23 protein-coding genes are annotated in these 23,160 nt (G+C 71.8%); 14 read left to right on the top strand and 9 right to left on the bottom strand.

What is annotated here, in order from left to right:
* Positions 1-297: 297 nt before the first annotated feature.
* The 3 genes from ACFY1J_RS18495 (at position 298) to ACFY1J_RS18485 (ending at position 6,048) form a co-directional block, all read left to right on the top strand.
* The gene (locus ACFY1J_RS18495) at positions 298-4,164 is read left to right on the top strand and encodes a Pls/PosA family non-ribosomal peptide synthetase (protein WP_390731538.1); all 3,867 of its coding nucleotides are present in this window, start codon (positions 298-300) and stop codon (positions 4,162-4,164) included.
* 77 nt (positions 4,165-4,241) lie between these two features.
* Entirely contained in the window at positions 4,242-5,597 is a 1,356-nt protein-coding gene (locus ACFY1J_RS18490; protein WP_390731537.1) for a M1 family metallopeptidase, read from the top strand.
* Between the two features lie 46 nt (positions 5,598-5,643).
* Positions 5,644-6,048 (top strand): YchJ family protein, encoded by a 405-nt coding sequence (locus tag ACFY1J_RS18485; RefSeq protein WP_390711010.1) that lies wholly within the window; start codon positions 5,644-5,646, stop codon positions 6,046-6,048.
* Between the two features lie 2 nt (positions 6,049-6,050).
* On the opposite strand, the gene ACFY1J_RS18480 is transcribed toward ACFY1J_RS18485, so the two are convergent.
* On the bottom strand, positions 6,051-6,752 hold the full coding sequence (locus tag ACFY1J_RS18480) for a FadR/GntR family transcriptional regulator (RefSeq protein ID WP_390711011.1): 702 nt from the start codon (positions 6,750-6,752) through the stop codon (positions 6,051-6,053).
* A 150-nt stretch (positions 6,753-6,902) separates the two neighbouring features.
* Here ACFY1J_RS18480 and ACFY1J_RS18475 point away from each other — a divergent pair, with 150 nt between their 5' ends.
* Complete coding sequence (locus ACFY1J_RS18475; protein WP_390731536.1) at positions 6,903-7,421, top strand: gluconokinase; 519 nt, start codon at positions 6,903-6,905, stop codon at positions 7,419-7,421.
* 92 nt (positions 7,422-7,513) lie between these two features.
* Positions 7,514-8,911: a GntP family permease gene (locus ACFY1J_RS18470; protein ID WP_390731535.1), complete on the top strand. Its 1,398-nt coding sequence runs from the start codon at positions 7,514-7,516 to the stop codon at positions 8,909-8,911.
* 173 nt (positions 8,912-9,084) lie between these two features.
* Here the strand turns inward: ACFY1J_RS18470 and ACFY1J_RS18465 are convergent, their stop codons facing one another.
* Positions 9,085-9,435, bottom strand: a complete 351-nt coding sequence (locus tag ACFY1J_RS18465; protein WP_390731534.1) for a MerR family transcriptional regulator — start codon at positions 9,433-9,435, stop codon at positions 9,085-9,087.
* A 38-nt stretch (positions 9,436-9,473) separates the two neighbouring features.
* On the opposite strand from ACFY1J_RS18465, the gene ACFY1J_RS18460 reads away from it, so the two are divergent.
* A complete protein-coding gene (locus ACFY1J_RS18460) occupies positions 9,474-9,689 on the top strand; it encodes a hypothetical protein (RefSeq protein ID WP_390731533.1) in 216 nt (71 codons plus the stop codon).
* Between the two features lie 45 nt (positions 9,690-9,734).
* On the opposite strand, the gene ACFY1J_RS18455 is transcribed toward ACFY1J_RS18460, so the two are convergent.
* From ACFY1J_RS18455 to ACFY1J_RS18445, 3 genes are all read right to left on the bottom strand, one after another.
* On the bottom strand, positions 9,735-10,361 hold the full coding sequence (locus tag ACFY1J_RS18455; RefSeq protein ID WP_390711016.1) for a cytochrome b/b6 domain-containing protein: 627 nt from the start codon (positions 10,359-10,361) through the stop codon (positions 9,735-9,737).
* The gene (locus ACFY1J_RS18450; RefSeq protein WP_390711017.1) at positions 10,345-11,103 is read right to left on the bottom strand and encodes a molybdopterin-dependent oxidoreductase; all 759 of its coding nucleotides are present in this window, start codon (positions 11,101-11,103) and stop codon (positions 10,345-10,347) included. The genes ACFY1J_RS18455 and ACFY1J_RS18450 overlap by 17 nt, the downstream gene beginning before the upstream one ends.
* A 102-nt stretch (positions 11,104-11,205) precedes the next feature.
* Entirely contained in the window at positions 11,206-12,234 is a 1,029-nt protein-coding gene (locus ACFY1J_RS18445) for a hypothetical protein (protein WP_390711018.1), read from the bottom strand.
* Positions 12,235-12,583: 349 nt separating this feature from the next.
* On the opposite strand from ACFY1J_RS18445, the gene ACFY1J_RS18440 reads away from it, so the two are divergent.
* The 4 genes from ACFY1J_RS18440 to ACFY1J_RS18425 are packed head-to-tail and all read left to right on the top strand — an operon-like array spanning position 12,584 to position 14,765.
* Positions 12,584-13,477 (top strand): DMT family transporter, encoded by an 894-nt coding sequence (locus ACFY1J_RS18440; RefSeq protein WP_390711019.1) that lies wholly within the window; start codon positions 12,584-12,586, stop codon positions 13,475-13,477.
* Positions 13,478-13,526: 49 nt separating this feature from the next.
* A complete protein-coding gene (locus tag ACFY1J_RS18435) occupies positions 13,527-14,054 on the top strand; it encodes an NUDIX hydrolase (protein ID WP_390711020.1) in 528 nt (175 codons plus the stop codon).
* A 10-nt stretch (positions 14,055-14,064) separates the two neighbouring features.
* Positions 14,065-14,457, top strand: a complete 393-nt coding sequence (locus ACFY1J_RS18430) for a YidH family protein (protein ID WP_263206954.1) — start codon at positions 14,065-14,067, stop codon at positions 14,455-14,457.
* Positions 14,454-14,765 carry a DUF202 domain-containing protein gene (locus ACFY1J_RS18425; protein WP_390711021.1) on the top strand — a complete coding sequence of 104 codons (312 nt, stop codon included), beginning with the start codon at positions 14,454-14,456 and terminating at the stop codon, positions 14,763-14,765. Before ACFY1J_RS18430 ends, ACFY1J_RS18425 begins: the two co-directional genes overlap by 4 nt.
* Before the next feature lie 10 nt (positions 14,766-14,775).
* Here ACFY1J_RS18425 and ACFY1J_RS18420 read toward each other — a convergent pair whose 3' ends face one another.
* Positions 14,776-15,729: an NADP-dependent oxidoreductase gene (locus ACFY1J_RS18420; RefSeq protein WP_390731532.1), complete on the bottom strand. Its 954-nt coding sequence runs from the start codon at positions 15,727-15,729 to the stop codon at positions 14,776-14,778.
* Positions 15,730-15,865: 136 nt separating this feature from the next.
* Here ACFY1J_RS18420 and ACFY1J_RS18415 point away from each other — a divergent pair, with 136 nt between their 5' ends.
* From ACFY1J_RS18415 to ACFY1J_RS18405, 3 genes are all read left to right on the top strand, one after another.
* Positions 15,866-16,165: a hypothetical protein gene (locus ACFY1J_RS18415; protein ID WP_390711023.1), complete on the top strand. Its 300-nt coding sequence runs from the start codon at positions 15,866-15,868 to the stop codon at positions 16,163-16,165.
* A gap of 157 nt (positions 16,166-16,322) precedes the next feature.
* Positions 16,323-17,345 carry a phosphotransferase family protein gene (locus ACFY1J_RS18410; RefSeq protein WP_390711024.1) on the top strand — a complete coding sequence of 341 codons (1,023 nt, stop codon included), beginning with the start codon at positions 16,323-16,325 and terminating at the stop codon, positions 17,343-17,345.
* A 5-nt stretch (positions 17,346-17,350) separates the two neighbouring features.
* Positions 17,351-18,562, top strand: coding sequence for an acyl-CoA dehydrogenase family protein (locus tag ACFY1J_RS18405; RefSeq protein ID WP_390711025.1), 1,212 nt, complete (start codon positions 17,351-17,353; stop codon positions 18,560-18,562).
* A 111-nt stretch (positions 18,563-18,673) separates the two neighbouring features.
* Here the strand turns inward: ACFY1J_RS18405 and ACFY1J_RS18400 are convergent, their stop codons facing one another.
* Genes ACFY1J_RS18400 through ACFY1J_RS18390 form a run of 3 tightly spaced genes read right to left on the bottom strand, consistent with a single transcriptional unit; the run spans position 18,674 to position 21,723 of the window.
* Positions 18,674-19,267 carry a TetR/AcrR family transcriptional regulator gene (locus ACFY1J_RS18400; protein ID WP_390731600.1) on the bottom strand — a complete coding sequence of 198 codons (594 nt, stop codon included), beginning with the start codon at positions 19,265-19,267 and terminating at the stop codon, positions 18,674-18,676.
* Between the two features lie 27 nt (positions 19,268-19,294).
* Positions 19,295-20,962, bottom strand: coding sequence for a class I adenylate-forming enzyme family protein (locus ACFY1J_RS18395; protein WP_390712269.1), 1,668 nt, complete (start codon positions 20,960-20,962; stop codon positions 19,295-19,297).
* Complete coding sequence (locus ACFY1J_RS18390; protein ID WP_390712268.1) at positions 20,959-21,723, bottom strand: SDR family oxidoreductase; 765 nt, start codon at positions 21,721-21,723, stop codon at positions 20,959-20,961. The genes ACFY1J_RS18395 and ACFY1J_RS18390 overlap by 4 nt, the downstream gene beginning before the upstream one ends.
* 135 nt (positions 21,724-21,858) lie before the next feature.
* On the opposite strand from ACFY1J_RS18390, the gene ACFY1J_RS18385 reads away from it, so the two are divergent.
* Positions 21,859-23,094 carry an exo-beta-N-acetylmuramidase NamZ domain-containing protein gene (locus ACFY1J_RS18385; protein ID WP_390731531.1) on the top strand — a complete coding sequence of 412 codons (1,236 nt, stop codon included), beginning with the start codon at positions 21,859-21,861 and terminating at the stop codon, positions 23,092-23,094.
* Positions 23,095-23,160 lie beyond the last annotated feature (66 nt).

The following is a 23,160-nucleotide window of genomic DNA, read 5'->3' as shown; positions in this document are numbered from 1 at the left end:
TCCGCGCGGGCGCACCACGCGGTCGGTCAACTGGGCGGTGCGCGGCGCCAGTTCCGCATGCCGTCTGCACGGATGTGGGCCATCTCTCGTCTCCCCCACGGATCTCCAGGTCACAGGCGTGCGCCCGCGCCCGCGGCCTCCCCCGGACGGCTGCCCCAAGTGGCCGGACGAAGGGGTGGAGCATAGCGTCGTACTAATATTTCCGGCTTGTTACCGAGCTGGAGCCGGACAACCCCAGGCAGACCTGCGGGCCCGCCAGCGCCCCGGAGGCTTCCGGGAACTAGACGCGAGGACCGGATGGCAGCCATACAGGAGGGCAGCGCCCTCGGCCTGCTCGACGAGGAAATCCGCGAGCAGTTCGGCGACACGGCACGCTTCTCCGCGGGAGCGGCCGCCTCGCCGCGCACGCTCGTCGACGTGTTCGACGCATCCGTACGGTCGTACCCGGACGAGCTCGCCCTGGACGACGGCACGACGCGGCTCACCTACCGGGCCCTGGCCGTCGAGGTGGAGCGACTGCGGCTGCGGCTCGCGGACGCGGGCGTCGGGCTCGGGGACCGGGTGGGCGTGCGGGTGCCGTCCGGGACCAATGAGCTGTACGTCGCCGTCCTGGCCGTGCTCGCGGCCGGTGCCGCCTATGTTCCCGTCGACGCCGAGGACCCCGACGAGCGGGCCGAGCTGGTGTTCGGGGAGGCGCAGGTGCGGGCCGTGATCGGGGCCGGGCACCGGATCATCGTCAACGGCACGTCGGAGGTCCCGGCCGGCCGCCCCGGCATCGAGCACGACGCCTGGATCATCTTCACCTCCGGGTCCACCGGCAAGCCCAAGGGCGTCGCCGTCACGCACCGCAGCGCCGCCGCGTTCGTGGACGCCGAGGCGGCCCTGTTCCTCGTCGAGGAGCCCATCGGGCCCGGGGACCGGGTCATGGCGGGGCTGTCGGTCGCCTTCGACGCGTCCTGCGAGGAGATGTGGCTGGCCTGGCGGTACGGCGCCTGTCTGGTGCCCGTGCCCCGCTCGCAGGTCAGGAGCGGTGCCGACCTCGGTCCCTGGCTGGTCGAGCAGGAGATCACCGTCGTGTCCACGGTGCCGACGCTGGCCGCGCTGTGGGAGCCGGAGACCCTCAACGACGTACGTCTGCTGATCTTCGGCGGTGAGGCCTGCCCGCCCGAGCTGGCGCAGCGGCTGGTCACGGAGGGGCGCGAGGTGTGGAACACCTACGGGCCCACCGAGGCGACCGTCGTGGCGTGCGCGGCGCTGATGACCGGCGAGGAGCCGGTGCGGATCGGGCTGCCGCTGGGCGGCTGGGAGCTGGCGGTCGTCGACGAGGCCGGGGAACCCGTGCCCATGGGCGGCAGCGGGCAACTGGTCATCGGCGGGGTCGGGCTCGCGCGGTATCTCGACGCCGAGAAGGACGCGGAGAAGTACGCGCCGCTCCAGTCGCTGGGCTGGGAGCGCGCATACCGCAGCGGTGACCTGGTCAAGGCCGATCCCGAAGGGCTGATCTTCCTGGGGCGGGCCGACGAGCAGATCAAGCTCGGCGGGCGCCGGATCGAGCTCGGTGAGGTGGACGCCGCTCTCCAGGCGCTCCCGGGCGTCGCGGGGGCCGCGGCCGCCGTGCGCACCGCCCGCGGCGGCAACCAGCTCCTCGTCGGCTATGTCGTCACCCAGGACGGCTGGGACCACACGGCCGCCGTCGAGAAGCTCCGGGCCGAGCTGCCCGCCGCCCTGGTGCCGCTGCTCGCCCCGGTCGGCGAACTGCCGACCCGGACGTCCGGGAAGGTCGACCGGGACGCCCTGCCGTGGCCCCTGGAGGGTCTGGAGACCGGCGGGAAGGCCGAGCAGCTCTACGGCACCGAGGCCTGGCTCGCCGAGCAGTGGACGGAAGTCCTCGGCATCCCGGTGAGCAGCGCCGGTGACGACTTCTTCGCGATCGGCGGCGGCAGCCTGGCCGCCGCCCAGCTCACCACCCGGCTGCGCACCCGCTACCCGAGCGCCGCCGTCCTCGACATCTACCAGCAGCCCACCCTGCGCAAGCTGGCCCGGCGCCTGGAGGCGTCCGCGCACGACGACAGCGCGCGGCGGACGGTCGCGCCGGTCCCGGTGCGCGCCCAAGTCATCCAGCTCCTCCTGCTCGTCCCCCTGTACACCCTGCTCGGGCTGCGCTGGACGGTGGCCCTGGCCGCGCTCGGGAACCTGCTGCCCGGCTACTCCTGGCTGCCGACCGCACCCTGGTGGCTGATCGCGGCGGGCGCCGTGCTGCTCTTCAGCCCGCCCGGACGGCTCGCGCTCGCCGCGGGCGGGGCGCGGCTGCTGCTGCGGGGCGTGCGGCCCGGCCGGTATCCGCGCGGTGGGAGCGTGCATCTGCGGCTATGGGCCGCCGAGCGGCTGGCCGAGTTCACCGGGGCGACCACGCTGACCGGGTCGTGGCTGGAGCGGTACGCGCGGGCGCTGGGCGCCAAGGTCGGCCAGGACGTGGATCTGCACTCGCTGCCCCCGGTCACCGGCATGCTCAAGCTGGGGCGGGGTGCCGCCGTGGAGTCCGAGGTGGACCTGTCGGGGTACTGGCTGGACGGGGACCGGCTGGAGATCGGGCAGGTGAAGGTGGGTGCGCACGCCGTCGTCGGGACGCGCAGCATGCTCTTCCCCGGCGCGCGGGTCGGCAAGCGGGCCGAGGTGGCGCCCGGTTCGGCCGTCACCGGGCAGATTCCCACCGGTCAGCGCTGGGCCGGCGCGCCCGCGGTCAAGCTCGGCAAGGCCAAGCGCAACTGGCCCAAGGAGCGGCCGCAGCGGGGCACGTACTGGCGGGTGATGTACGGCGTGACGGGCGTCGCGCTGAGCGCCCTGCCGCTGTCGGCGGCGATGGCCGCGGTGCTGGTCGCCGGTGTGTTCGTGACGCCCGGGGCGGGACTCGGCGAGGCCCTGCGGGGAGCCGCGCTCGCGCTCGTCCCGGCCACGCTGGCCTACGGGCTGGTGTACGCGCTGAAGATCCTGATCGCCGTACGGCTGCTCAGTGTGGGGCTGCGCGAGGGCACGCATCCGACGCACAGCCGGATCGGCTGGCAGGCGTGGACGGTCACCCAGCTGATGGACCGGTCCCGGGAGACGCTGTTCCCGCTGTACGCGGGCCTGGTGACGCCGGTGTGGCTGCGGCTGCTCGGGATGCGGATCGGTCGGGGCGCCGAGGTGTCCACCGTACTCGCCCTGCCGAGCCTGACCACCGTCGGGGACGGGGCCTTCCTGGCGGACGACACGCTGACGGCGCCGTACGAGCTCGGCGGTGGCTGGGTGCGGATCGGGCGCGCGGAGATCGGGCGGCGGGCGTTCCTCGGGAACTCCGGGATGACCGCGCCGGGGCGGAGCGTGCCGGACGGCGGTCTGGTCGGCGTGCTGTCGGCGACGCCGAAGAAGGCCAAGAAGGGCACCTCGTACCTCGGGCTGCCGCCGGTGAAGCTGCCGCGCAGCGCGAACGACGGCGACCAGAGCCGTACGTACGACCCGCCGGCCCGGCTGCTGTGGGCGCGCGGGCTGGTGGAGCTGTGCCGGATCGTGCCGGTGTTCTGCTCGGCGGCGCTGGCCGTGCTGACGGTGGCGGCGCTGTGCGCGCTGGGGGCGTGGGCCCCGCTGCTGTCGGGTCTCGTGCTGCTCGCGGCCGGGGCGACGGCGGCGGTCGTGTCGATCGTGGCGAAGTGGCTGCTGGTGGGGCGGCACCGCAGCGGGGAGCATCCGCTGTGGAGCTCCTTCGTGTGGCGCAACGAGCTGGCGGACACGTTCGTCGAGGTCGTGGCCGTGCCGTGGCTGGCCGGGTCGGTGCCGGGCACGCCGCTGATGACGGCATGGCTGCGGGGGCTCGGCGCCCGGGTCGGCAGGGGCGTGTGGGTGGAGAGCTACTGGCTGCCGGAGACGGACCTGGTGACCCTGGAGGACGCCGCCACCGTGAACCGTGGCTGTGTGCTCCAGACGCACCTCTTCCACGACCGGATCTTGCGGACGGATACTGTTGTTCTCCGTGAGGGCGCCACGCTGGGCCCTGGCGGGATCGTGCTGCCCGGCAGCACGGTCGGGGCCCGTACGACGCTGGGTCCCGCGTCGCTCGTCATGGCCGCGGAGTCCGTCCCGGACGACACCCGCTGGCTCGGCAACCCGATCGAGGCATGGCGGCCCTGAACGCGGGCCACTCGGCGCCGGTGGGCGGTGCACCGGTGGAGCGGAGTGGCGGCACAGTGCAGGGAGCGAACGCGGCAGTGGCAGTTCAGCAGTCAGTGGGCCGGGACCCGTACTTCCCGGACAACGGTGACCCCCGCTACCGGGTGCACCGCTACGAACTCACGCTGGACTACCGTCCCGGCCCCAACCGGCTGGCGGGGACGGCCCGGATCAACGCCATCGCGGGGCGCTCGACGCTCACCGAATTCCAGCTGAACCTGGCCGACTTCAAAATCGGCCGGGTGCGGGTGGACGGCCGGCAGCCGCACTACACGCACCGCGGGGGCCGGCTGCGGATCCGTCCGGCGAAGCCGTTGCGGGCCGGGGCCGCCTTCACCGTCGAGGTGCACTGGTCGGGCAACCCCAGGCCGGTGCCGAGCCCCTGGGGCGGGATCGGCTGGGAGGAGCTGGACGACGGGGCGCTGGTGGCGAGCCAGCCGATCGGGGCGCCGTCCTGGTACCCGTGCAACGACCGGCCCGCCGACAAGGCGTCGTATCTCATCTCGGTGACCACGCCGTCGGCGTACTCGGTGGTCGCGGGCGGGCGTCTGCTGACCCGTACGACGAAGGCGTCGACGACCACCTGGGTGTACGAGCAGTCCGCGCCCACGTCGAGCTATCTGGTCGGGCTGGCGATCGGCAAGTACCAGACGGTGCTGCTGGGCGACCCGGGGCCGGGCGGGGTTCCGCAGCACGGGCACATCCCGGCGCAGCTGCTCCCGGAGTTCTCGCGGGACTTCGCGCGGCAGCCCGCGATGATGGAGTTGTTCCAGGAGCTGTTCGGGCCGTACCCGTTCGACGAGTACGCGGTCGCTGTGACCGAGGAGGAGCTCGATGTGCCCGTCGAGGCACAGGGGTTGTCGTTGTTCGGCGCCAACCACGTGGACGGGGCGCGTGGTTCGGAGCGGCTGGTCGCACACGAGCTGGCGCACCAGTGGTTCGGCAACTGTCTGTCCATCGCGGACTGGCGGCACATCTGGCTGAACGAGGGCTTCGCCAAGTACGCGGAATGGCTGTGGTCGGAGCGCTCGGGCGGCCGCAGCACGCAGCAACTCGCCGCGACCGCACACCGGTTGCTGTCCACACTGCCGCAGGACCTCCGGCTGGCCGACCCGGGCCGCAAGTCGATGTTCGACGACCGGCTCTACGAGCGCGGCGGCCTGGCGATCCACGCGGTGCGCTGCGCGCTGGGCGACGACGCGTTCTTCCTGATGCTGCGCAGCTGGGTACGGCTGCACCGCAACGGGGTGGTGTCCACGCCGATGTTCACCACGCACGTGGCCCGCTTCGCGGACGAACCACTGGACGGCCTGTTCGAGGCCTGGCTGCACCGGGGGGCACTGCCCCCACTGCCGACGCCGGCCGCACCACGGGGGACGGCGGACTCGGCCTGAGACCCGGCGCCGTGCCGGTGGTCTCCGGCACGGCACAATAGGGGCCGTGTCCCGACGTGCCGCCCGTCCCGTGAAGTCCGTGTCCGTCTGCCCCTGTGGTCTGTCCGAGCCGTATGAGACGTGCTGCGGGCGGTATCACTGCGGTGGTGCGGCCGCGCCTACCGCCGAGGCGCTCATGCGGTCGCGGTACAGCGCCTTCGTGAAGGGGGACAGCGGGTATCTGCTGCGGACGTGGCATCCGCGTACGCGGCCGGCGCGGTTGGACATCGACCCGGGAATGACGTGGACCGGGCTCGAGGTGCTGGGTGCGACAGAGGGGTCGGCCTTCCACAGCACCGGGACCGTGACGTTCCGGGCGTCCTACCGGGGCGGCTCGCTGCACGAGCGGAGCCGGTTCGAGCGGGTCGACGGGGCGTGGATGTATGTCGACGGGGAGTTCCTCGGCGAGTAGGCCTACGGCGCGAGGATGTCCAGTTCCTGGAGGGCGCCCGTGGTGATCTCCCGGGTCAGCTGTTCGGCGCGGGCCGCGTCGCCCGCGCGCACCGCCTCCGCGACCTGGACGTGCAGCGTGACGGCGGCCGGGTCGGGGTCCTCGAACATGATCTCGTGGTGGGTACGGCCCGTGAGGACCTCGGCGACGACGTCCCCGAGGCGGGCGAACATCTCGTTGCCGGAGGCGGCGAGGATGACCCGGTGGAAGGCGATGTCGTGGACGAGGTAGCCCTCCAGCCTGTGGCCGCGTGAGTTGGCCACCATGCCGAGCGCGCACTCGGTGAGCTCGGCGCACTGCTCCGCCGTCGCGTTCTTCGCCGCGAGGGCCGCCGCGACCGGTTCGACCGCCGAGCGCAGCACCGTCAGCGAGCGCAGCTGGTGCGGGCGGTCGGCGCCCGCCAGACGCCAGCGGATGACCTGCGGGTCGTAGACGTTCCACTCGGCCTTGGGGCGGACCGTCACGCCCACCCGGCGGCGGGACTCGACCAGGTGCATGGACTCCAGGACACGCACCGCCTCGCGCATCACCGACCGTGACACCTCGAAGTGCTGCGCCATCTCGTCCGTGCGCAGAACGCTGCCCGGCGGGTACTCACCGGCAGTGATGGCGGGGCCGAGGGAGTCCAGTACATGGCCGTGCAGACCCCGGCCCGGTGTGCTCATGCACTCAGCGTACAGAGTGGATCACCGAGATAAAAAGTCAGACTTATACATCACAGACTCTTGAATTCGTCGTACCTAATGCGTTTCAGTGAGGCCGACGCCGGATGTCGGACGCCGGCGTCGCATGTCGAGGAAGACAGCGAGGCAGTGATGCGTACCCCGCACGTCGTCGTGGTGATGGGCGTCGCCGGCACGGGCAAGACCACGATCGGTCCCCTGCTCGCCGCCCGGCTCGGCGTCCCGTACGCCGAGGGCGACGACTTCCACCCGCAGGCCAACATCGACAAGATGTCGGCCGGGATCCCGCTCGGCGACGAGGACAGGTGGCCGTGGCTCGACGCCATCGGCGCCTGGGCGGACGGGCGGCGCGGGCTCGGCGGGGTGGTCAGCAGCTCGGCGCTCAAGCGGTCGTACCGCGACCGGCTCAGGGCGACGGCACCCGGCATCGTGTTCGTGCATCTCACGGGCGACCGGAAGCTCATCGAGGACCGGATGTCCCACCGGCAGGGGCACTTCATGCCGGCCGCGCTGCTGGACTCCCAGTTCGCCACACTCCAGCCGCTCCAGCCGGACGAGGCGGGTGTCGCCGTGGATGTCTCCGGGTCCCCGAAGGAGATCACCGAGCGGGCCGCCAAGGCGCTGGACGCACTTCCCGACGCACCGCGGTAACACCCCCGCGGCAGCACCTCCGCCGCACCGCGGCAGCACCCCCCACCGCAGCAACACCCCTCCCCCGTCCCCCGTATCTGCAAGGGAACCCCGTGACCAGACTCAGCGTCGAGATGCTGGCAGCGGACACCGTCGAGCCGATCACCTCGGCCGGCCATGCCCAGCTGGGCATCGCCGTGCTGGCCGGTATCGCCGTCATCGTCCTGCTCATCACCAAGTTCAAGCTCCATGCCTTCCTGGCGCTGACCATCGGGTCGCTGGCGCTGGGCGCGTTCGCCGGGGCGCCGCTCGACAAGGCGATCGTCAGTTTCACCACCGGGCTCGGCACCACGGTCGCCGGCGTCGGTGTGCTCATCGCGCTGGGCGCGATCCTCGGCAAGCTGCTCGCCGACTCGGGCGGCGCGGACCAGATCGTCGACACGATCCTCGCCAGGGCGGGGGGCCGGGCGATGCCGTGGGCGATGGTGCTGATCGCCTCCGTGATCGGTCTGCCGCTGTTCTTCGAGGTCGGCATCGTGCTGCTGATCCCGGTGGTCCTGATGGTCGCCAAGCGCGGCAACTACTCCCTGATGCGCATCGGCATCCCGGCGCTCGCGGGCCTGTCCGTGATGCACGGCCTGGTGCCGCCGCATCCCGGGCCGCTGGTCGCGATCGACGCGGTCAAGGCCAACCTGGGTGTCACGCTCGCGCTCGGCGTCCTCGTCGCGATACCCACCGTGATCATCGCCGGTCCGCTGTTCTCCAAGGTCGCTGCCCGGTGGGTGGACGTGCCCGCTCCGGAGCGCATGATCCCGCAGCGCCCCTCCGAGGAGCTGGAGAAGCGCCCCGGCTTCGGCGTCACCCTCGCCACGATCCTGCTGCCGGTCGTCCTGATGCTGGCCAAGGCGCTCGTGGACATCGTGGTCGACGATCCGACGCACCTGGTGCAGCGCGTCTTCGACGTCATCGGCTCGCCGCTGATCGCCCTGCTCACGGCCGTGATCGTCGGCATGTTCACCCTGGGCCGGCCGGCCGGGTTCAGCAAGGAGCGGATCTCGCGGACGGTCGAGAAGGGTCTCGCTCCCATCGCGGGCATCCTGCTCATCGTCGGCGCGGGCGGCGGCTTCAAGCAGACGCTGATCGACAGCGGTGTCGGTCAGATGATCCTGGACATCTCCAAGGACTGGTCTATCCCGGCCCTGTTGCTGGCCTGGCTGATCGCGGTGGCGATCCGGCTGGCGACGGGTTCGGCGACGGTGGCGACCGTCTCGGCGGCGGGTCTCGTGGCCCCGCTGGCCGCCGACATGTCGACGACCCACGCGGCCCTGCTGGTCCTGGCCATCGGCGCCGGATCGCTCTTCCTCAGCCATGTCAACGACGCCGGGTTCTGGCTGGTGAAGGAGTACTTCGGCCTCAGCGTCGGCCAGAACCTGAAGACCTGGTCGGTCATGGAGTGCATCATCTCGGTGGTCGCGGGCGGTCTGGTCCTGCTCCTGTCACTCGTGATCTAGGGGGTGTTGTTTGGATCAGGTCGGCCGTGATGAACGGTGCGGTCCGGCGGACCCGAGCGGGGTCATGGGGGTGCCCCCTGCTCGAAGAGCTTGGGAAAGTGCGTGCCAGGCCCCGCGACGCCGGGATGATCCAAACGACACCCCCCAGCGACCGGTCGCCGTCTCCCGGAGGCCTACAGGGGGCGGCCCACCAAGGAGTCCAGGATGTCGCGGGCGGCGGTCAGGTCGTCGATCGCCGCCGTGATCCTGGCCCGCTCCCTGGCGATGCCGTCCCGGAGTTCGGGGCACCTGCCGACCAGGACGACATCGGGGTCGTCGACGCAGGGCCCGATCTCCGCGATGGCGGTGGTGCCGAGGCCCGCGGAGAGCAGGACCTGGACACGCCGCACCGTCGTGACGTCCCGCTCCTCGTACTCGCGGTATCCGCTGGGCCGCCGCTGCGGAGCCAGCAGACCCTGCTCCTCGTAGTAGCGCAGGGCACGCGGGCTCACGCCGGTGCGCCGGGAGAGCTCACCGATTCTCATGGGGCCGGGTCCAGCAGGGACTTGACTCTCACGTCGACGTGAATGTCCAGCGTCGCGGCACGACAACGACTACCGCGTCCACAGCCGCCACGACGACGCCCGGACATCTCGTCGAAACGACCGCCACCCGCGGCCTCGACACCCGCGCACCGAGCGCGGCCAAACACACAGCCGACCGGGCCGTCGCCGCCGGTCACGGGACAGAAGGCCCGGCGCGCCTCGCCACGGTCCTCGGGAACGACGAACCGGTCTGACGGTGGCAGATCACCGCGTCCGGAGCCGCCGCTCGGCGACCGTGTTCAGGGCCGCCACAGCGGATGCTCCCGCTTCGCCCACTCCCGGCTCACCCTGCCGGTGCGCAACCCACGGCGGGCCTCCGGGTCGGCGAGGGCCATGCCGATGTGGCCCGCGAGGACGACCCCGATGGTGAGGGCCAGCCAGTCGTGGACGAAGGTCGCCGAGGTGCGCCACATCAGCGGGGTGAGATGGGTGAACCACATCATCAGGCCCGTGGCGAGCATCACCACCGTGGCGCCGGCGATCCACGCGGCGTACACCTTCTGCCCGGCGTTGAACTTGCCGGCCGGGCGGGAGGAGCGCCGCTTGTCGCGGACCAGGGCCGCCCGCAGCCAGAGCCGGTCGTGCGGGCCGAAACGGTTGAGGAAGCCCAGGTCGGCGCGGAAGGCACGGGAGGCGAGGCCGAGCAGGACCGGCACGGGCAGGGCCAGGCCCGCGCACTCGTGGATGCGGACGACCAGTTCGCGGCGGCCGACCAGGACGGCGAGCTGCGGGATGTACAGGAAGGCCGCGGTCAGCACGACGATGCCCATCAGGGCGGCCGTGGTGCGGTGGATCCAGCGCTCGGCCGGAGTGAAGCGGCGGACGCGGGAGTCCGGCGGGGCCGGCGTCTCAGCTCGTAGGCTCATCGGTCCGTCCGTTCGAGCGGCCCACCCAGGCGTCGACGTCGTAGCCGAGCTTCTCCCAGTAGCCCGGCTGGACCTGGTCCGTCACGGTGATGCCGGAGAGCCATTTGGCGGACTTGTAGAAGTACATGGGGGCGACGTAGAGGCGGACGGGTCCGCCGTGGTCGTGGCCGATGTCCTTGTCCTGCATGCGCAGGGCGACCAGCACATCGGCGCGGCGGGCCTGTTCGAGGGTGAGGCTCTCGCTGTAGACGCCGTCGAAGCAGGTGAAGCGGATCGCCTTGCCGCTGCCGCGCACGCCCGCCGCGTCCAGCAGGTCCGAGAGCCGTACGCCCTCGAAGGGGGTGCCCGGGACCCGCCAGCCGGTGACGCACTGGACGTCCTTGACCAGCCGGGTCTGGGGCAGGGCGCGCAGGTCGGCGAGGGTGTAGCTGCGCGGGCGGTCCACGAGTCCGTCGATCGTGAGGCGGTAGTTCACGGGGCCCTTGTGCGGCACGGACGCGGCCACCGAGTAGTAGCGGAACCCGCCGCCGTTCGGCAGCAGGCCCGTCAGGCCCGTGGGGTCCTTGCCGGACACGGTGCCGAGGAAGGCCTCCATGCCTCGCTGCAGGGTGGGGGCGGTGACCACGCCGAGTGCGCCCAGGCCGATGGTGCCGAGCAGCACGCGGCGGCCTATCGGCCGGCCCTCCTCGGACGCCCGCCGCTCGGGTTGCCGCGGCCGCTCCTCGGGTTGTTCGGAGTTCACGTATCCATTCGAGCACTCCGGGTCCCGGCGGGACCAGGGAACGCGGGCACAGGTCAGACTTCCGTAATCACTTCTTACACGCGTCTCGTACGCACACACGTCTCAGAAATGCAGGTACACGTCCCGGAAGGCGCCCTGCCGGGAGACGGTGTCCTGGGCCGTGCCGAGCGCGCGGGCCCGTGCCGCGCGGAAGGCGGCGCACGGGTCCCGGTCCGGATAGGACCAGGGCGCGGGAGTGACGTGCCGGCCGATGCCCCGGAACAGCGCGGCGGCCTCGGCGCCCCGGCCCGCGCAGGACATGGCGTGGGCCAGGAAGTTCAGGTCGACATGGCGGCGCGGGTGGTCGTCGTGCTCCCACTCCAGCCACCACTGGAAGGCGGCCCGCAGCACACGCCGGGCCCGCCGCCCCGTCCAGTGCCCGGAGACGGCCGGGTCGGCGGGCGCCCGTCCGGTCGCCGCCAGCGCCCGGTAGCGCTCGGTGTGCGCGACGACCGGCAGGACGGCGAGCGGGGAGTCGGCGGGTGCCCGCTCGGCCGCGCGGTGGGCGAAGTCGTACACCTCGTGCCGTGGGTCCGGGCCGTCCTCGGTCTGCCGCTCGGCGAGGCGGGCGGCCATCAGATGATGGGCGTGGTGGTGGTCGGGGTGGCGCCGGCACACCTCGGCGAAGATCCGGTCCGCCTCCTTCCCGGCGCGCTCCAGCCGGAGCAGGCCGAGCCAGGGGGTCGGGTCGGCGGGCGCGAGCGCGGCCGCGGCCCGGCAGGCCTCGCGGGCCGCGGCGGGGTCCTCCTTGCGGCACCGGGCGCGCCGCACCAGGCTCAGGGCGAGCAATACGGAGGCGTCGGCGGAGCCGGGCTCGGCGAGCAGCCAGTCGCGGGCCCAGGCGGCGGCGTAGGGCTCCCGGGCGAGGACGGTGATCCGGTGTCCGCGGCGGTCCCAGTCGTCGCCGGTGTGCAGCAGCAACGAGCGGACCGCCTGCCGACGGCCCTGGACCAGAGCGGTGCGCGCGACGACCAGTTCGGTGTCGCCGAGGGCGCCGTCGAAGGCCTGGGCCGTGCGTTCGCGGCCGGGGCCGAGCAGAGGCGGGTGTGGGAGTGGGGGCACCGCTGGACTTCCTGGTTCTCGGACTGCCATCGACCGATCACGCACAGCAAACCCTCAGCCAACACTTTGCGTCAAGCCGAACCGGGCTATTACTGCTTCAACTACCTTTGCGGAAGCGGGACTTGAGGCGGTCGCGGCCGCCCGTGAGCGCTGCGCTTCGGGTCACCCGTGTGGCGTACGCCATAGCGTCGCCCCTCCGGGCGTCGGACCATGGCCGTACGGTCCCGCCGCCGCCCGTGATCCCGCCTTGATCGACTGGGCATCGTGACCGATTCAACCGCCCGGTTCCGGGCACTCCCAGGGGCAACGGCGTCCCGGGAGCGCTAGAGTCGGCCACTGACGCACACCGTGGCCCGGCCGGATGATCGAGGTACGCAGCGTGTCGGTTCTGGTTCTGATTCTCGCCGTGAGCGCGGCCTGTTGCCTGGGCTTCGGGTTCGTGCTCCAGCAGAACGCGGCCCAGCAGGCACCGCTCAGCGACTTCCTCTCGCCCCGTCTGCTGCTCGACCTGATGAAGGTGCCGCGCTGGCTGGGCGGCATCGGGCTGATGGTGGCCGGCATGATCCTGGGCGCGGTCGCTCTCGGCAAGGGTGAGATCTCCCTGGTGGAGCCGCTGCTGGCGACCAACCTCCTGTTCGCCTTCGCTCTCTCCCGGCACCAGACCAAGCACAAGCTGAGCCACCAGGGCGCGACGGGCCTCGCTCTGCTCGCGGGCGGCGTGACGATGTTCATCGTCGCGGGGCAGCCGCGCAGCGGCACCGCGGTCGACAGCCCGTTCCGCCACTGGCTGATCATCGGCATCATGCTGGGCTCGGCACTGATCCTGACCACCTACGCCAAGCGCTCCCGGCTGACCTGGGCCCCGGTGCTGCTGGCCCTCGCGGCCGGCCTGTTGTACGGCGTACAGGACGCGCTGACCCGGGTGAGCGGGCAGCGCTTCGGCGCGGGCGGCCTCACCGACGTACTCACCGGCTGGCAGCCGTACGGCGTGCTCGTGCTCGGTGTCACCGGGCTGATCCTGGTGCAGAGCGCGTTCGAGACCGCGCCGCTGCGCATGTCGCTGCCCGCCCTGACCGCCGCCCAGCCGCTCGCCGGGATCCTGTGCGGAGTGGGCTTCCTCGGCGACCAGTTGCGCACCGACACCGGGGCACTGGCCTGGGAGGCGGCGGGCCTCGCGGCCGTGGTGGTGGGCATCGTCCTGCTCGGCCTGCACCCGGCGATGCCGCGCGGCACGGCGGAGGCGAGCACGGCCCGGGACCTGCAGCCGCACTGACCCCCACCGCCCGGCCCGGCCGGGTCGCGGCCCCTGATTGGATGGGCCCATGAGCGCTGCTGACGAGATCCTCGACATCGTCGACGAGAACGACCAGGTCATCGGGCAGTTCCCGCGCGGCGAGGCGTACGCCCGCAAGCTGCGCCACCGCTGCGCCTTCATCCAGGTCCGCGACCGTGAGGGCCGGATCTTCGTGCACCGCCGCACACCGACCAAGCTGGTCTTCCCCTCCCTGTACGACATGTTCGTCGGCGGAGTCGTCGGCGCGGGCGAGTCCTACGACGACGCGGCCCTGCGCGAGGCCGAGGAGGAACTGGGGGTGTCCGGCCTCCCGCGCCCGACCTTCCTCTTCAAGTTCCTGTACGCCGACGAGGCGGCCCGGACCTGGTGGTCCGCGGTGTACGAGGTGCGCTGCGACCTTCCGGTACGACCGCAGGTGGAGGAGGTCGCCTGGCACGACTTCCTCACCGAGGAAGAGGTGGAACGGCGCCTCGGGGAGTGGGAGTGGGTGCCGGACGGGGTGTCGGCCCATGAGCGGCTCAAGGCCTACCGGACGGCCGGGGACACGGCTCGATAGGGTCCTGGCCGTGATCGAATTCGTGCGGAACGTCCGCCTGTGGTTCGCGCCGGACCTGGTTCGGGAAGAGGGCAGCACCCCGGACTACCGGTTCTCCCTGGCCAACGAGCGCACCTTCCTGGCCTGGCTGCGGACCGCGCTCGCGCTGATCGGCGGCGGGTTCGCCGTGGACCAGTTCCTGCCGGACCTGCGCTGGGGCTGGCGCGTCGGGCTGGCGCTCGCGCTGCTGGGGGCCGGGGTGCTGTGCTCGCTGCGCGCGGTCAACCACTGGGTGCGATGCGAGCGCGCCATGCGCAGGGGCGAGGACCTGCCGGTGTCGCGCTTCCCGGCGCTGCTGAGCCTGGTCATCGCGGTGGTGGCGGTGGCGATGGTCGTCGTCGTACTCGTCGGGTGGGAGGGGTGAGTACCGAGCGGGACCCGGGGCTGCAGCCGGAGCGGACGAGGCTCGCCTGGCGCCGTACGACGCTGTCGTACGCCGTCGCCGCCGTGCTCGCGCTGCGGAACGCCGTGCACGGCGGGGTGACGGCCACCGTGCTCGTCGTGTGCGCCCTGTGCGGTGCCCTCTGGCTGGGCTTCGTCTGGGCCGCCCATCGCCGTATCCGCGCCCTCGCGGCCTCCGGTCGTCCCGCGGCCCTGACACCTCCGGAGGCCACGGTGGCGGTGCTGTGCATCGTGGCGACGGCGGTGTGCGCGGCGGTGCTCGTCTTCTAGGCGGCTCCCCTTACACCTCCGTCTCCGTCTCCGCCTCCCAGTCCACCGTCACCACGATCTTGCCGCGGGTCCGGCCCTCCTGGTTCATGCGGTGGGCGTCCGCCGCCCGCTCCAGCGGCAGGGTCTCGGACACATGCACGGCCACCGCCCCCTGTTCGACCAGCTCGGACAACTTGCGCAGGTCCGCCGCGTCGGGGCGCACGAAGTGGTAGCGGCCGCCGTAGCTCAGCACCTCGGGGTCGGCGATCGACACCAGGCGACCCTCGGGCGCGAGCAGGTTGGCCGAGATCCGCAGCGTGTCGCCGCCGATGGTGTCGAGCGCCGCGTCCACCCCCTCGGGCGCCAGTCCGCGCACCCGCTCGGCCAGGCCACCGCCGTGGACGACCGGTTCGCCGCCGAGGCCGCGCACGAAGTCGTGGTTGTGCTCGCTCGCCGTACCGATGACCCGGGCGCCGAGACGGGCCGCGATCTGGACGGCGATCGAGCCGACCCCGCCCGCGGCCGCGTGCACCAGGACGGTCTCGCCCCGCTTGACCTCCAGGACCTTGACGAGCGACTGGTAGGCGGTGAGCCCGGCCAGCGGCAGTCCGGCCGCCTCCTCGAAGGAGACGTTGCGGGGCTTGCGGGCGAGGGTGCGCACCGGCGCTGCGACGTACTCGGCGAAGGTGCCGCGGGAGAGGAAGTCCTCCCGGACGTAGCCGACGACCTCGTCGCCGACGGTGAACTCCGTGACGGCGACGCCGGGCTGTACGACGACCCCGGAGACGTCCCAGCCGGGGATCACCGGGAAGACGGTGTCCAGGACGCCGTCCAGGTGGCCCTCGCGGCACTTCCAGTCGACGGGGTTGACGGCCGCCGCGCGCACCTTCACCAGCACCGAGTCGGGACCGACCTTCGGGTCGCGCACGTCGCCGTACTCCAGCACCTCGGGTCCGCCGTACCGGCTGTAGCTGATGCCCTTCATGGCACCGACCCTCTGGGGTAGTCGGACGCCACGCAACCGGGATGCCCCGATATGTGCCGTTCGCGTGGCAGCCTGTCCGACGTCATCACCTCATACCACCGACGTCATCACCCCGTACCACCGAAGGTGAGCACCCATGACCACCCTTCACCAGGAACACACCGCCCACGGCACCCATGTCCACGGCCCGGGCTGCGGGCACACCGCCGTTCCGCACGGCGACCACCTCGACTACGCGCACGACGGGCATCTGCACCGCGAGCACGACGAGCACTGGGACGAGTGCGAGCCCACCGGGCACGTCACACACGAGGATCACGACCACCAGCACGGCGCGGGCTGCGGGCACGGGCGCGTGCGCCACGGCGACCATGTCGACTATCTGCACGACGGCCACCGGCACGCCGAGCACGACGGCCACTGGGACGACCACTGACAGGCCGGAATCCGACGGTCGGCGGCTCCCACGCGTCCTGCGCCGGGAGCCGTCCGCCTATCGTGGCACCGATCACTTTTGGCTCCCCCACTGGACGGCATACCGACCGGTCGGCATCATGAGTCGGGTCCTGTAAATCCGTTCGTAGGAGCGATGTATGAGCCCCGACCACCCGCCCGGACTCGACCTGGACCGGCTGCGCGGCCTGCTCGACCGTGAACGGCCCGGTCTGGTGAACGGCCCCCTGACAGGCCGGCTGATCGAGGGCGGACGGTCGAACCTCACCTACGCGCTCTCCGACGGCACGTCGAAGTGGGTCGTACGGCGTCCCCCGCTCGGCCACGTCCTGGCCACCGCGCACGACATGAAGCGCGAGCACCGGGTGATCAGCGCGCTGCACCCGACGAATGTGCCGGTGCCTCGTCCGGTGCTGCTGTGCGAGGACGAGGAGGTGCTCGGGGCGCCCTTCTACGTCATGGAGTTCGTCGAGGGCACGCCGTACCGCACCGCCGACCAGCTCGCGCCGCTGGGTCCCGAGCGCACCCGCAACGCTGTGCTCTCCCTGGTCGACACCCTGGTCGAGCTGCACGCGGTGGACCCCGCCGAGGTGGGCCTGACGGACTTCGGCCGTCCCGAGGGCTTCCTGGACCGCCAGCTGCGCCGCTGGGGCAAGCAGCTGGACGCCTCCCGCAATCGCGAACTGGCCGGCATCGACGAGCTGCACGCGGCGCTCGGACGGCAGCTGCCGCACTCCCCCGCGCCCGCCGTGGTGCACGGCGACTACCGGCTCGACAACGTCCTCATCGGGTCCGACGACAGGATCAAGGCGATCCTCGACTGGGAGATGTCGACGCTCGGCGACCCGCTCACCGACCTGGGCCTGCTGGTGATGTACAGCATGCCGCTGAGCCTGCCCGGATCGCCCGTCTCCACCACCGCCGAGGCCGCCGGGCACCCCGCTCCGGCCGAGCTGATCGAGCGCTACGCCACGCGCTCCGGGCGGGACGTCTCCGCCGTCTCCTGGTACACGGCCTTCGCCTGGTTCAAGCTCGCCGTGATCCTGGAGGGCATCCACTACCGCTACACGCTGGGCCAGACGGTCGGGCGCGGCTTCGACCGCATCGGCGACCTCGTGCCCGTCTTCATCGACCACGGACTGACCACTCTTCAGGAAGGCTGACCGGCATGGACTTCGCGTTCGACGCGCGCACCGAGGAGCTGCGCGGCAAGCTGCTGGCTTTCATGGACGAGTACGTCTACCCGGCGGAGGCGGTGGCGGAGGAGCAGCGCGCGCGGCTGGCGTCGCCCTGGGACACGCCCGCCGTGGTGGAGGAGCTGAAGGCGGAGGCGCGCAGGCAGGGCCTGTGGAACCTCTTCCTGCCGGACGAGCACGGCGCGGGACTCACCAACCTCCAGTACGCCCCGCTGGCCGAGATCACCGGCCGCTCGCCGCACCTGGCGCCCACCGCCACCAACTGCGCCGCGCCCGACACCGGCAACATGGAGGTGCTCGCGCAGTTCGGTGACGAGCGGCAGAAGAAGCAGTGGCTGGAGCCGCTGCTGGCGGGTGAGATCCGCTCGGCGTTCGCGATGACCGAGCCGGAGGTGGCCTCCTCGGACGCCACCAACATCACCACGCTGATCGAGCGGGACGGCGACGAGTACGTCATCACCGGGCGCAAGTGGTACATCTCCGGGGCGATGAACCCGGACTGCAAGATCTTCATCGTGATGGGCAAGACCGACCCCGACGGGCCGGACATCCGCCGGCAGCAGTCCATGGTCCTGGTCCCGCGCGACACGCCGGGTGTCACCGTCGAGCGGGCGATGCAGGTCTTCGGCTACGAGGACCACTCGCACGGCGGCCACGCCGAGGTCGTCTTCGATCACGCGCGCGTGCCGGTGTCCAACCTGATCGGCGAGGAGGGCGGCGGCTTCGCGATCGCCCAGGCGCGCCTCGGTCCGGGCCGTATCCACCACTGCATGCGGCTGATCGGCATGGCCGAGCGGGCGATCGAGCTGATGTGCCGCCGGGCCGTGTCCCGCACCGCCTTCGGCAAGGCGCTGGCCCAGCAGGGCGTGGTCCACAACTGGATCGCGGACGCCCGGGTCGCGGTCGAACAGCTGCGGCTGCTGGTCCTGAAGACGGCCTGGCTGATGGACACGGTCGGCAACAGGGGCGCCCACACGGAGATCCAGGCCATCAAGATCGCCACGCCCCGTACGGTCGTCGACATCATCGACCGCGCGATCCAGCTGCACGGCGCGGGCGGCGTCAGCCAGGACTTCCCGCTGGCCGAGCTGTACGCGGCGGCCCGCACCCTGATGATCGCCGACGGCCCGGACGAGGTCCACCAGCGCTCACTGGCACGACGCGAGCTGAAGAAGTACCTCTGAGCAGGACGTACCTCTGACCAACAGGTGAGGGGCGGCCGCCCGTGGCGGCCGCCCCTCCTGTGTGCTCGCTGATGTCCTCGTGTATGTGCTCGCCGATGCCCTCGTCGACCGCTACGGCCGCAGCGCGCGCAGCAGGAGGTCCGCCAGGTGGTCGGCGACCTCCTGGGGGCTCAGGGGGCCGTTGGGGCGGTACCAGGTCGACAGGTGGTGGACCGAGCCGAAGTGGTAGTCGACGACGAGGTCGGCCGGGGTCGCCTTGGAGAAGACGCCCTCCTCCTGTCCCTCCTCGATGAGCGCACGGAAGCGTTCGTGGTAGCGCCGGCGCTCGGCGCGCACCTGCTTGTTCTTCTCGGGGCTCAGATGGTGCATCGAGCGGAAGAAGATCATCGCGTCGTCGAGGTTCTCGATCGTCGTGACGACCACGTCCGCCGCGGCGGCGCGCAGCCGCTTCTCCACCGGTTCGTCCGCGCCCGCGAAGGCGTCGAGCCGCTCCTGCTGGACGCGCAGCACGCGCGCGTACACCTCGTGCAGCAGGTCGTCCTTGGACCCGAAGTAGTGGTACAGCGCCCCCTTGGTGACGCCCGCCGCCTCGACGATCTCCTGCACCGAGGTGCGGTCGTAGCCCTGCTCGGCGAAGAGCCGGGTGGCGGCGGCAAGGAGCCGCTGCGGAACAGGAGCCCCGTCCCCGTCCGTCGTCCTGGCCACTGCCGCCACCTGCCTTTCCGTCATGCCTCACCGGCTTTCGTGCGCTCGGGAACGAAGTTCCCGACGGAGGATCTTCCCACTTGCGGTCTTGGGCAAGTCGGGCAGGATCTCCACCTGACGCGGGTATTTGTAGGCCGCCAGTCTCTCCTTGCAGTAGACGGCAAGTGCGTCGGGGTCGGTTTCGGCACCCGGACGGAGGCTGATGTAGGCCTTGACGGTCTCCCCGCGGTACCCGTCCGGCACCCCGACGACGGCCGCCTCGCGCACCGCCGGGTGCGTGTACAGCACGTCCTCGACCTCGCGCGGCCACACCTTGAAGCCGGACGCGTTGATCATGTCCTTCTTGCGGTCGACGACGTACACCCAGCCCTGTTCGTCCATGAACCCGATGTCGCCGGTGCGCAGCTCGCCGTCCGGGAAGGTCTCGGCGGTCGCCTCGGGTTGCCGCCAGTAGCCGGGCACGACCTGCGGGCCGCGTACGACGATCTCTCCCTGTTCGCCGAAGGGAACCTCGGCGCCCTGGTCGTCGAGGATGCGGACGACCGAGTCCGGGCCCGGCACGCCCACGGCCAGGGTCCCGGAGACCGGGTCCACGGGCGCCTCAAGGCCCGGCGGCACGGAGGCGCAGGGCCCGCTGCACTCGGTGAGCCCGTAGCCGGTGCGGATGTACGGGCCGAAGCCGGCGCGGAACTTCTCGACCAGGGCGGGCGGCACCGGGGCGCCGCCCGAGGAGAGGTTCACGAAGGAGGCGAAGTGCTCCGGGGTGCTGTCCGGGTGGGCGGCGAGCGCCATGTAGGCGGTGGACGGGCCGACCGTGTAGTGCGGGCGGTGCTCGGTGAACATGTCCAGGACCAGGCCGGGCTCGAAGCGGTAGGCGAGCACCAGCGTGCCCGCGCTGTTGAGGCAGGCGCCGAACTGGCAGACCATCCCGGTGATGTGGAACAGGGGCGCGAGGGCGTAGTAGACCGGCCCCTCGGGCAGGGCCAGGCCGGTGCGCTGCCGCTCGGCGCTGAACATGATGTTGCCGTGCGTGTTGGTGGCGCCCTTGGGGGTGCCGCTGGTGCCCGAGGTGTAGCTGATCAGGGCGATGTCGGCGGGGGCGGGGTCCCGTCCCTCGGGTGCCGTGCCGCCCTGCCGGGCGACGGTGACGAGGTCGTCGGCGTCGGCTGCCGGGGGCAGCCGCTCGAAGGTCAGCACGCGCGCGTCGTCGCGGGTCTGGAAGTCCAGCTCGCAGCCGGTGAGCACGATCCGCACCGGCGAGGCGGCGGCCGTCTCGCGCAGATACGACTCCCAGGCCCGGTCGGAGCAGATCAGCGCGGCCACCTCGCCGTCACGCAGGACGTGGGCGACCTCCGCCGACTTGTACATCGGGTTGACCGGGACGACGGTGGCTCCCGCCTTCCAGGCGCCCAGGACGGCGAGCACGAAGTGCGGGGAGTTCTGCAGCAGGACGGCGACCCGGTCGCCGCGCTCCAGACCGCGGGCGGCGAGATGACCGGCGACCGAGTCGCTCAGCTCGTCGACCTCGCGGTAGCTGAGACGGCCGTCGAAGTAGGCCAGGAAGGCGCGGTCCGGGGCCTCGGCGACCGCGCGTCGCAGCGCGTGCACCAGCGAGTCGGCCGGGGCGACGGGGGCGCGCTGGACGTCGCTCAGGAGGCTCAGCCAGGGCTTGGCCGCATAGCGGGATTCGGTCACCGGGTCGCCTCCCACTTCTGCTGGATGTGGTTCATGTTCGTCAGCCAGTGGTCGGGGTCGGTGGCCCGCGCCTGGTAGTACCCGGCGACCTCGGGGTGCGGCAGGATCAGGAAGCGGTCGTCCTCGATGCCCTTGAAGAGGGCGTCCGCGACGTCCTCCGGCTCGATCGCGGTGGGCTGGAGCACCAGGTCGCCCGCGCTGCCGGTGGCGGCGAGCATATCGGTGCGGACGCCCTGCGGGCAGATCGCGTGGACCTTGAGGCCGCGGTGGCGGTACGTCAGCGACAGCCACTCGGCGAAGGAGTAGGCGCCGTGCTTGGTGACGCTGTAGGGGGCGGCGCCGATCATGGTGAGCAGGCCGGCGGCGGAGACGGTGGAGACGAAGCGGCCGCTGCCGCGCTCCAGCCAGGCCGGGAGCAGTTCGTGGGCGGCGCGTACATGGGCCATGACGTTGACGTCCCAGGCCCGTGCCCAGACCGACTCCTCGGCCGCCTCGGAGCCGCCGGAGGCGAGGCCCGCGTTGGCGCAGTAGATGTCGACCGTGCCGCCGAGTGCGTCGCGGGCCGCGCCGATGATCGCGGAGGCGTCGCCGGGGACCGCGATCTGGCCAATCTCGTCGGCGACGGCCTCGGCCTTGGCCGCGTCCAGGTCGTTGACGACGACCCGGGCGCCCTCGGCGGCGAACCGGCGGGCCAGCGCGGCCCCGATGCCCCCGCCCGCTCCGGTGACGACCACTCCCGCGTCCTGCACGGCTTCCACCATCGGTCTCCTTCGAAGCGACGCGACTCGGCTCTGCCGAGCCAGACTAACCAGTCGGTATGTGTAAGCGGAAGGGTGACTGGAACACCTTCAGGGACCGCTGACGGCCCGCACCCGCCCCACTTACGGAGGTCAACCATGCGCCTGTCAAGACGAGGTCTCCTGGCATCGGCCACGGTGGTGGCCGTGCCGCCCGCGCCGACGCCGGCCGGAGCCGAGCGCCACGGGCGGCTGCGCACCGGGTTCGAACGCCTCGCCGCCGACGGGTACGCCCTGCTGGAAGGACAGCGTGTCGGCATCGTCACCAACCCGACCGGCGTCACCAAGGACGCACGCCACATCGTGGATGTGATGCATGCCGACCCGCGCGTGCGGCTGACCGCCGTCTTCGGCCCCGAGCACGGCTTTCGCGGCACCGCGCAGGCGGGCGGCTCGGAGGGGCGCTACGACGACCCGGCGACCGGGCTGCCGGTCTACGACACCTACCTCAAGAGCGGCCGGCCGCTGGCGGACGTCTTCACCGCCTCCGGCGTCGACACGGTCGTCTTCGACATCCAGGACGCGGGTGCGCGCTTCTACACCTACATCTGGACCCTGTACGACTGCATGGAGGCGGCGCAGCTCGCGGGCAAGCGGTTCGTGGTGCTCGACCGGCCGAACCCGGTGACCGGGCGGTCCGCCCAAGGGCCGGTGCTGCACAAGGAGTTCGCGAGTTTCGTCGGGCGTGAGCCGATCGCGCAGGCGCACGGGATGACGGTGACCGAGCTGGCGCGGCTGTTCAACGGGGAGTTCCTGAGCGCGCCGGTCGCGCTGGAGACCGTACTGATGACGGGCTGGAAGCGGTCCGACTTCTATGACGCCGCCGGGCTGCCCTGGGTGCCGCCGAGCCCGAACATGCCGACGCCCGACACCGCCCTCGTCTACTCGGGGACGTGTCTTTTCGAGGGGACCAACCTCTCCGAGGGGCGGGGCACGACGCGGCCCTTCGAACTGCTCGGCGCGGAGGGCGTCGACGGGCGCTGGGCGGCCGCGGCGAACGAACTCGGTCTGCCGGGCGTGCGGTTCAGGGAGGCGTACTTCGCGCCCACCTTCTCCAAGTTCCAGGGCAAGACGATCGGGGGTGTGCAGATCCATGTGCACGACCGGGACGCGTACGACCCGGTGCGTACCGGGATCGCGCTGCTGGTGACCGCCAAGAAGGCCTGGAGCGGCTTCGGTTGGCGGTCCGACAACTGGATCGACAAGCTCACCGGGTCCACCCGGGTGCGCACGACGATCGACGCGGGCGCGGGTGCGGACGAGGTGGTCGCCGGCTGGCAGGACGAGCTGGCGGCGTTCCGGCGGATTCGAAAGGAATATCTGCTGTACAGGTGAGCCGCGACGTATGGCCATTCTTGCCCGCCGGCGGGACGATGCGCGCACATCGCACCACTTCGGGGG

The sequence above is a fragment of the Streptomyces sp. NPDC001406 genome (assembly GCF_042895285.1).
GTDB lineage: Bacteria > Actinomycetota > Actinomycetes > Streptomycetales > Streptomycetaceae > Streptomyces.
The sequence above is the reverse complement of the archived record's forward strand: the minus strand, read 5'-3'. Positions and strand labels throughout refer to the sequence as shown.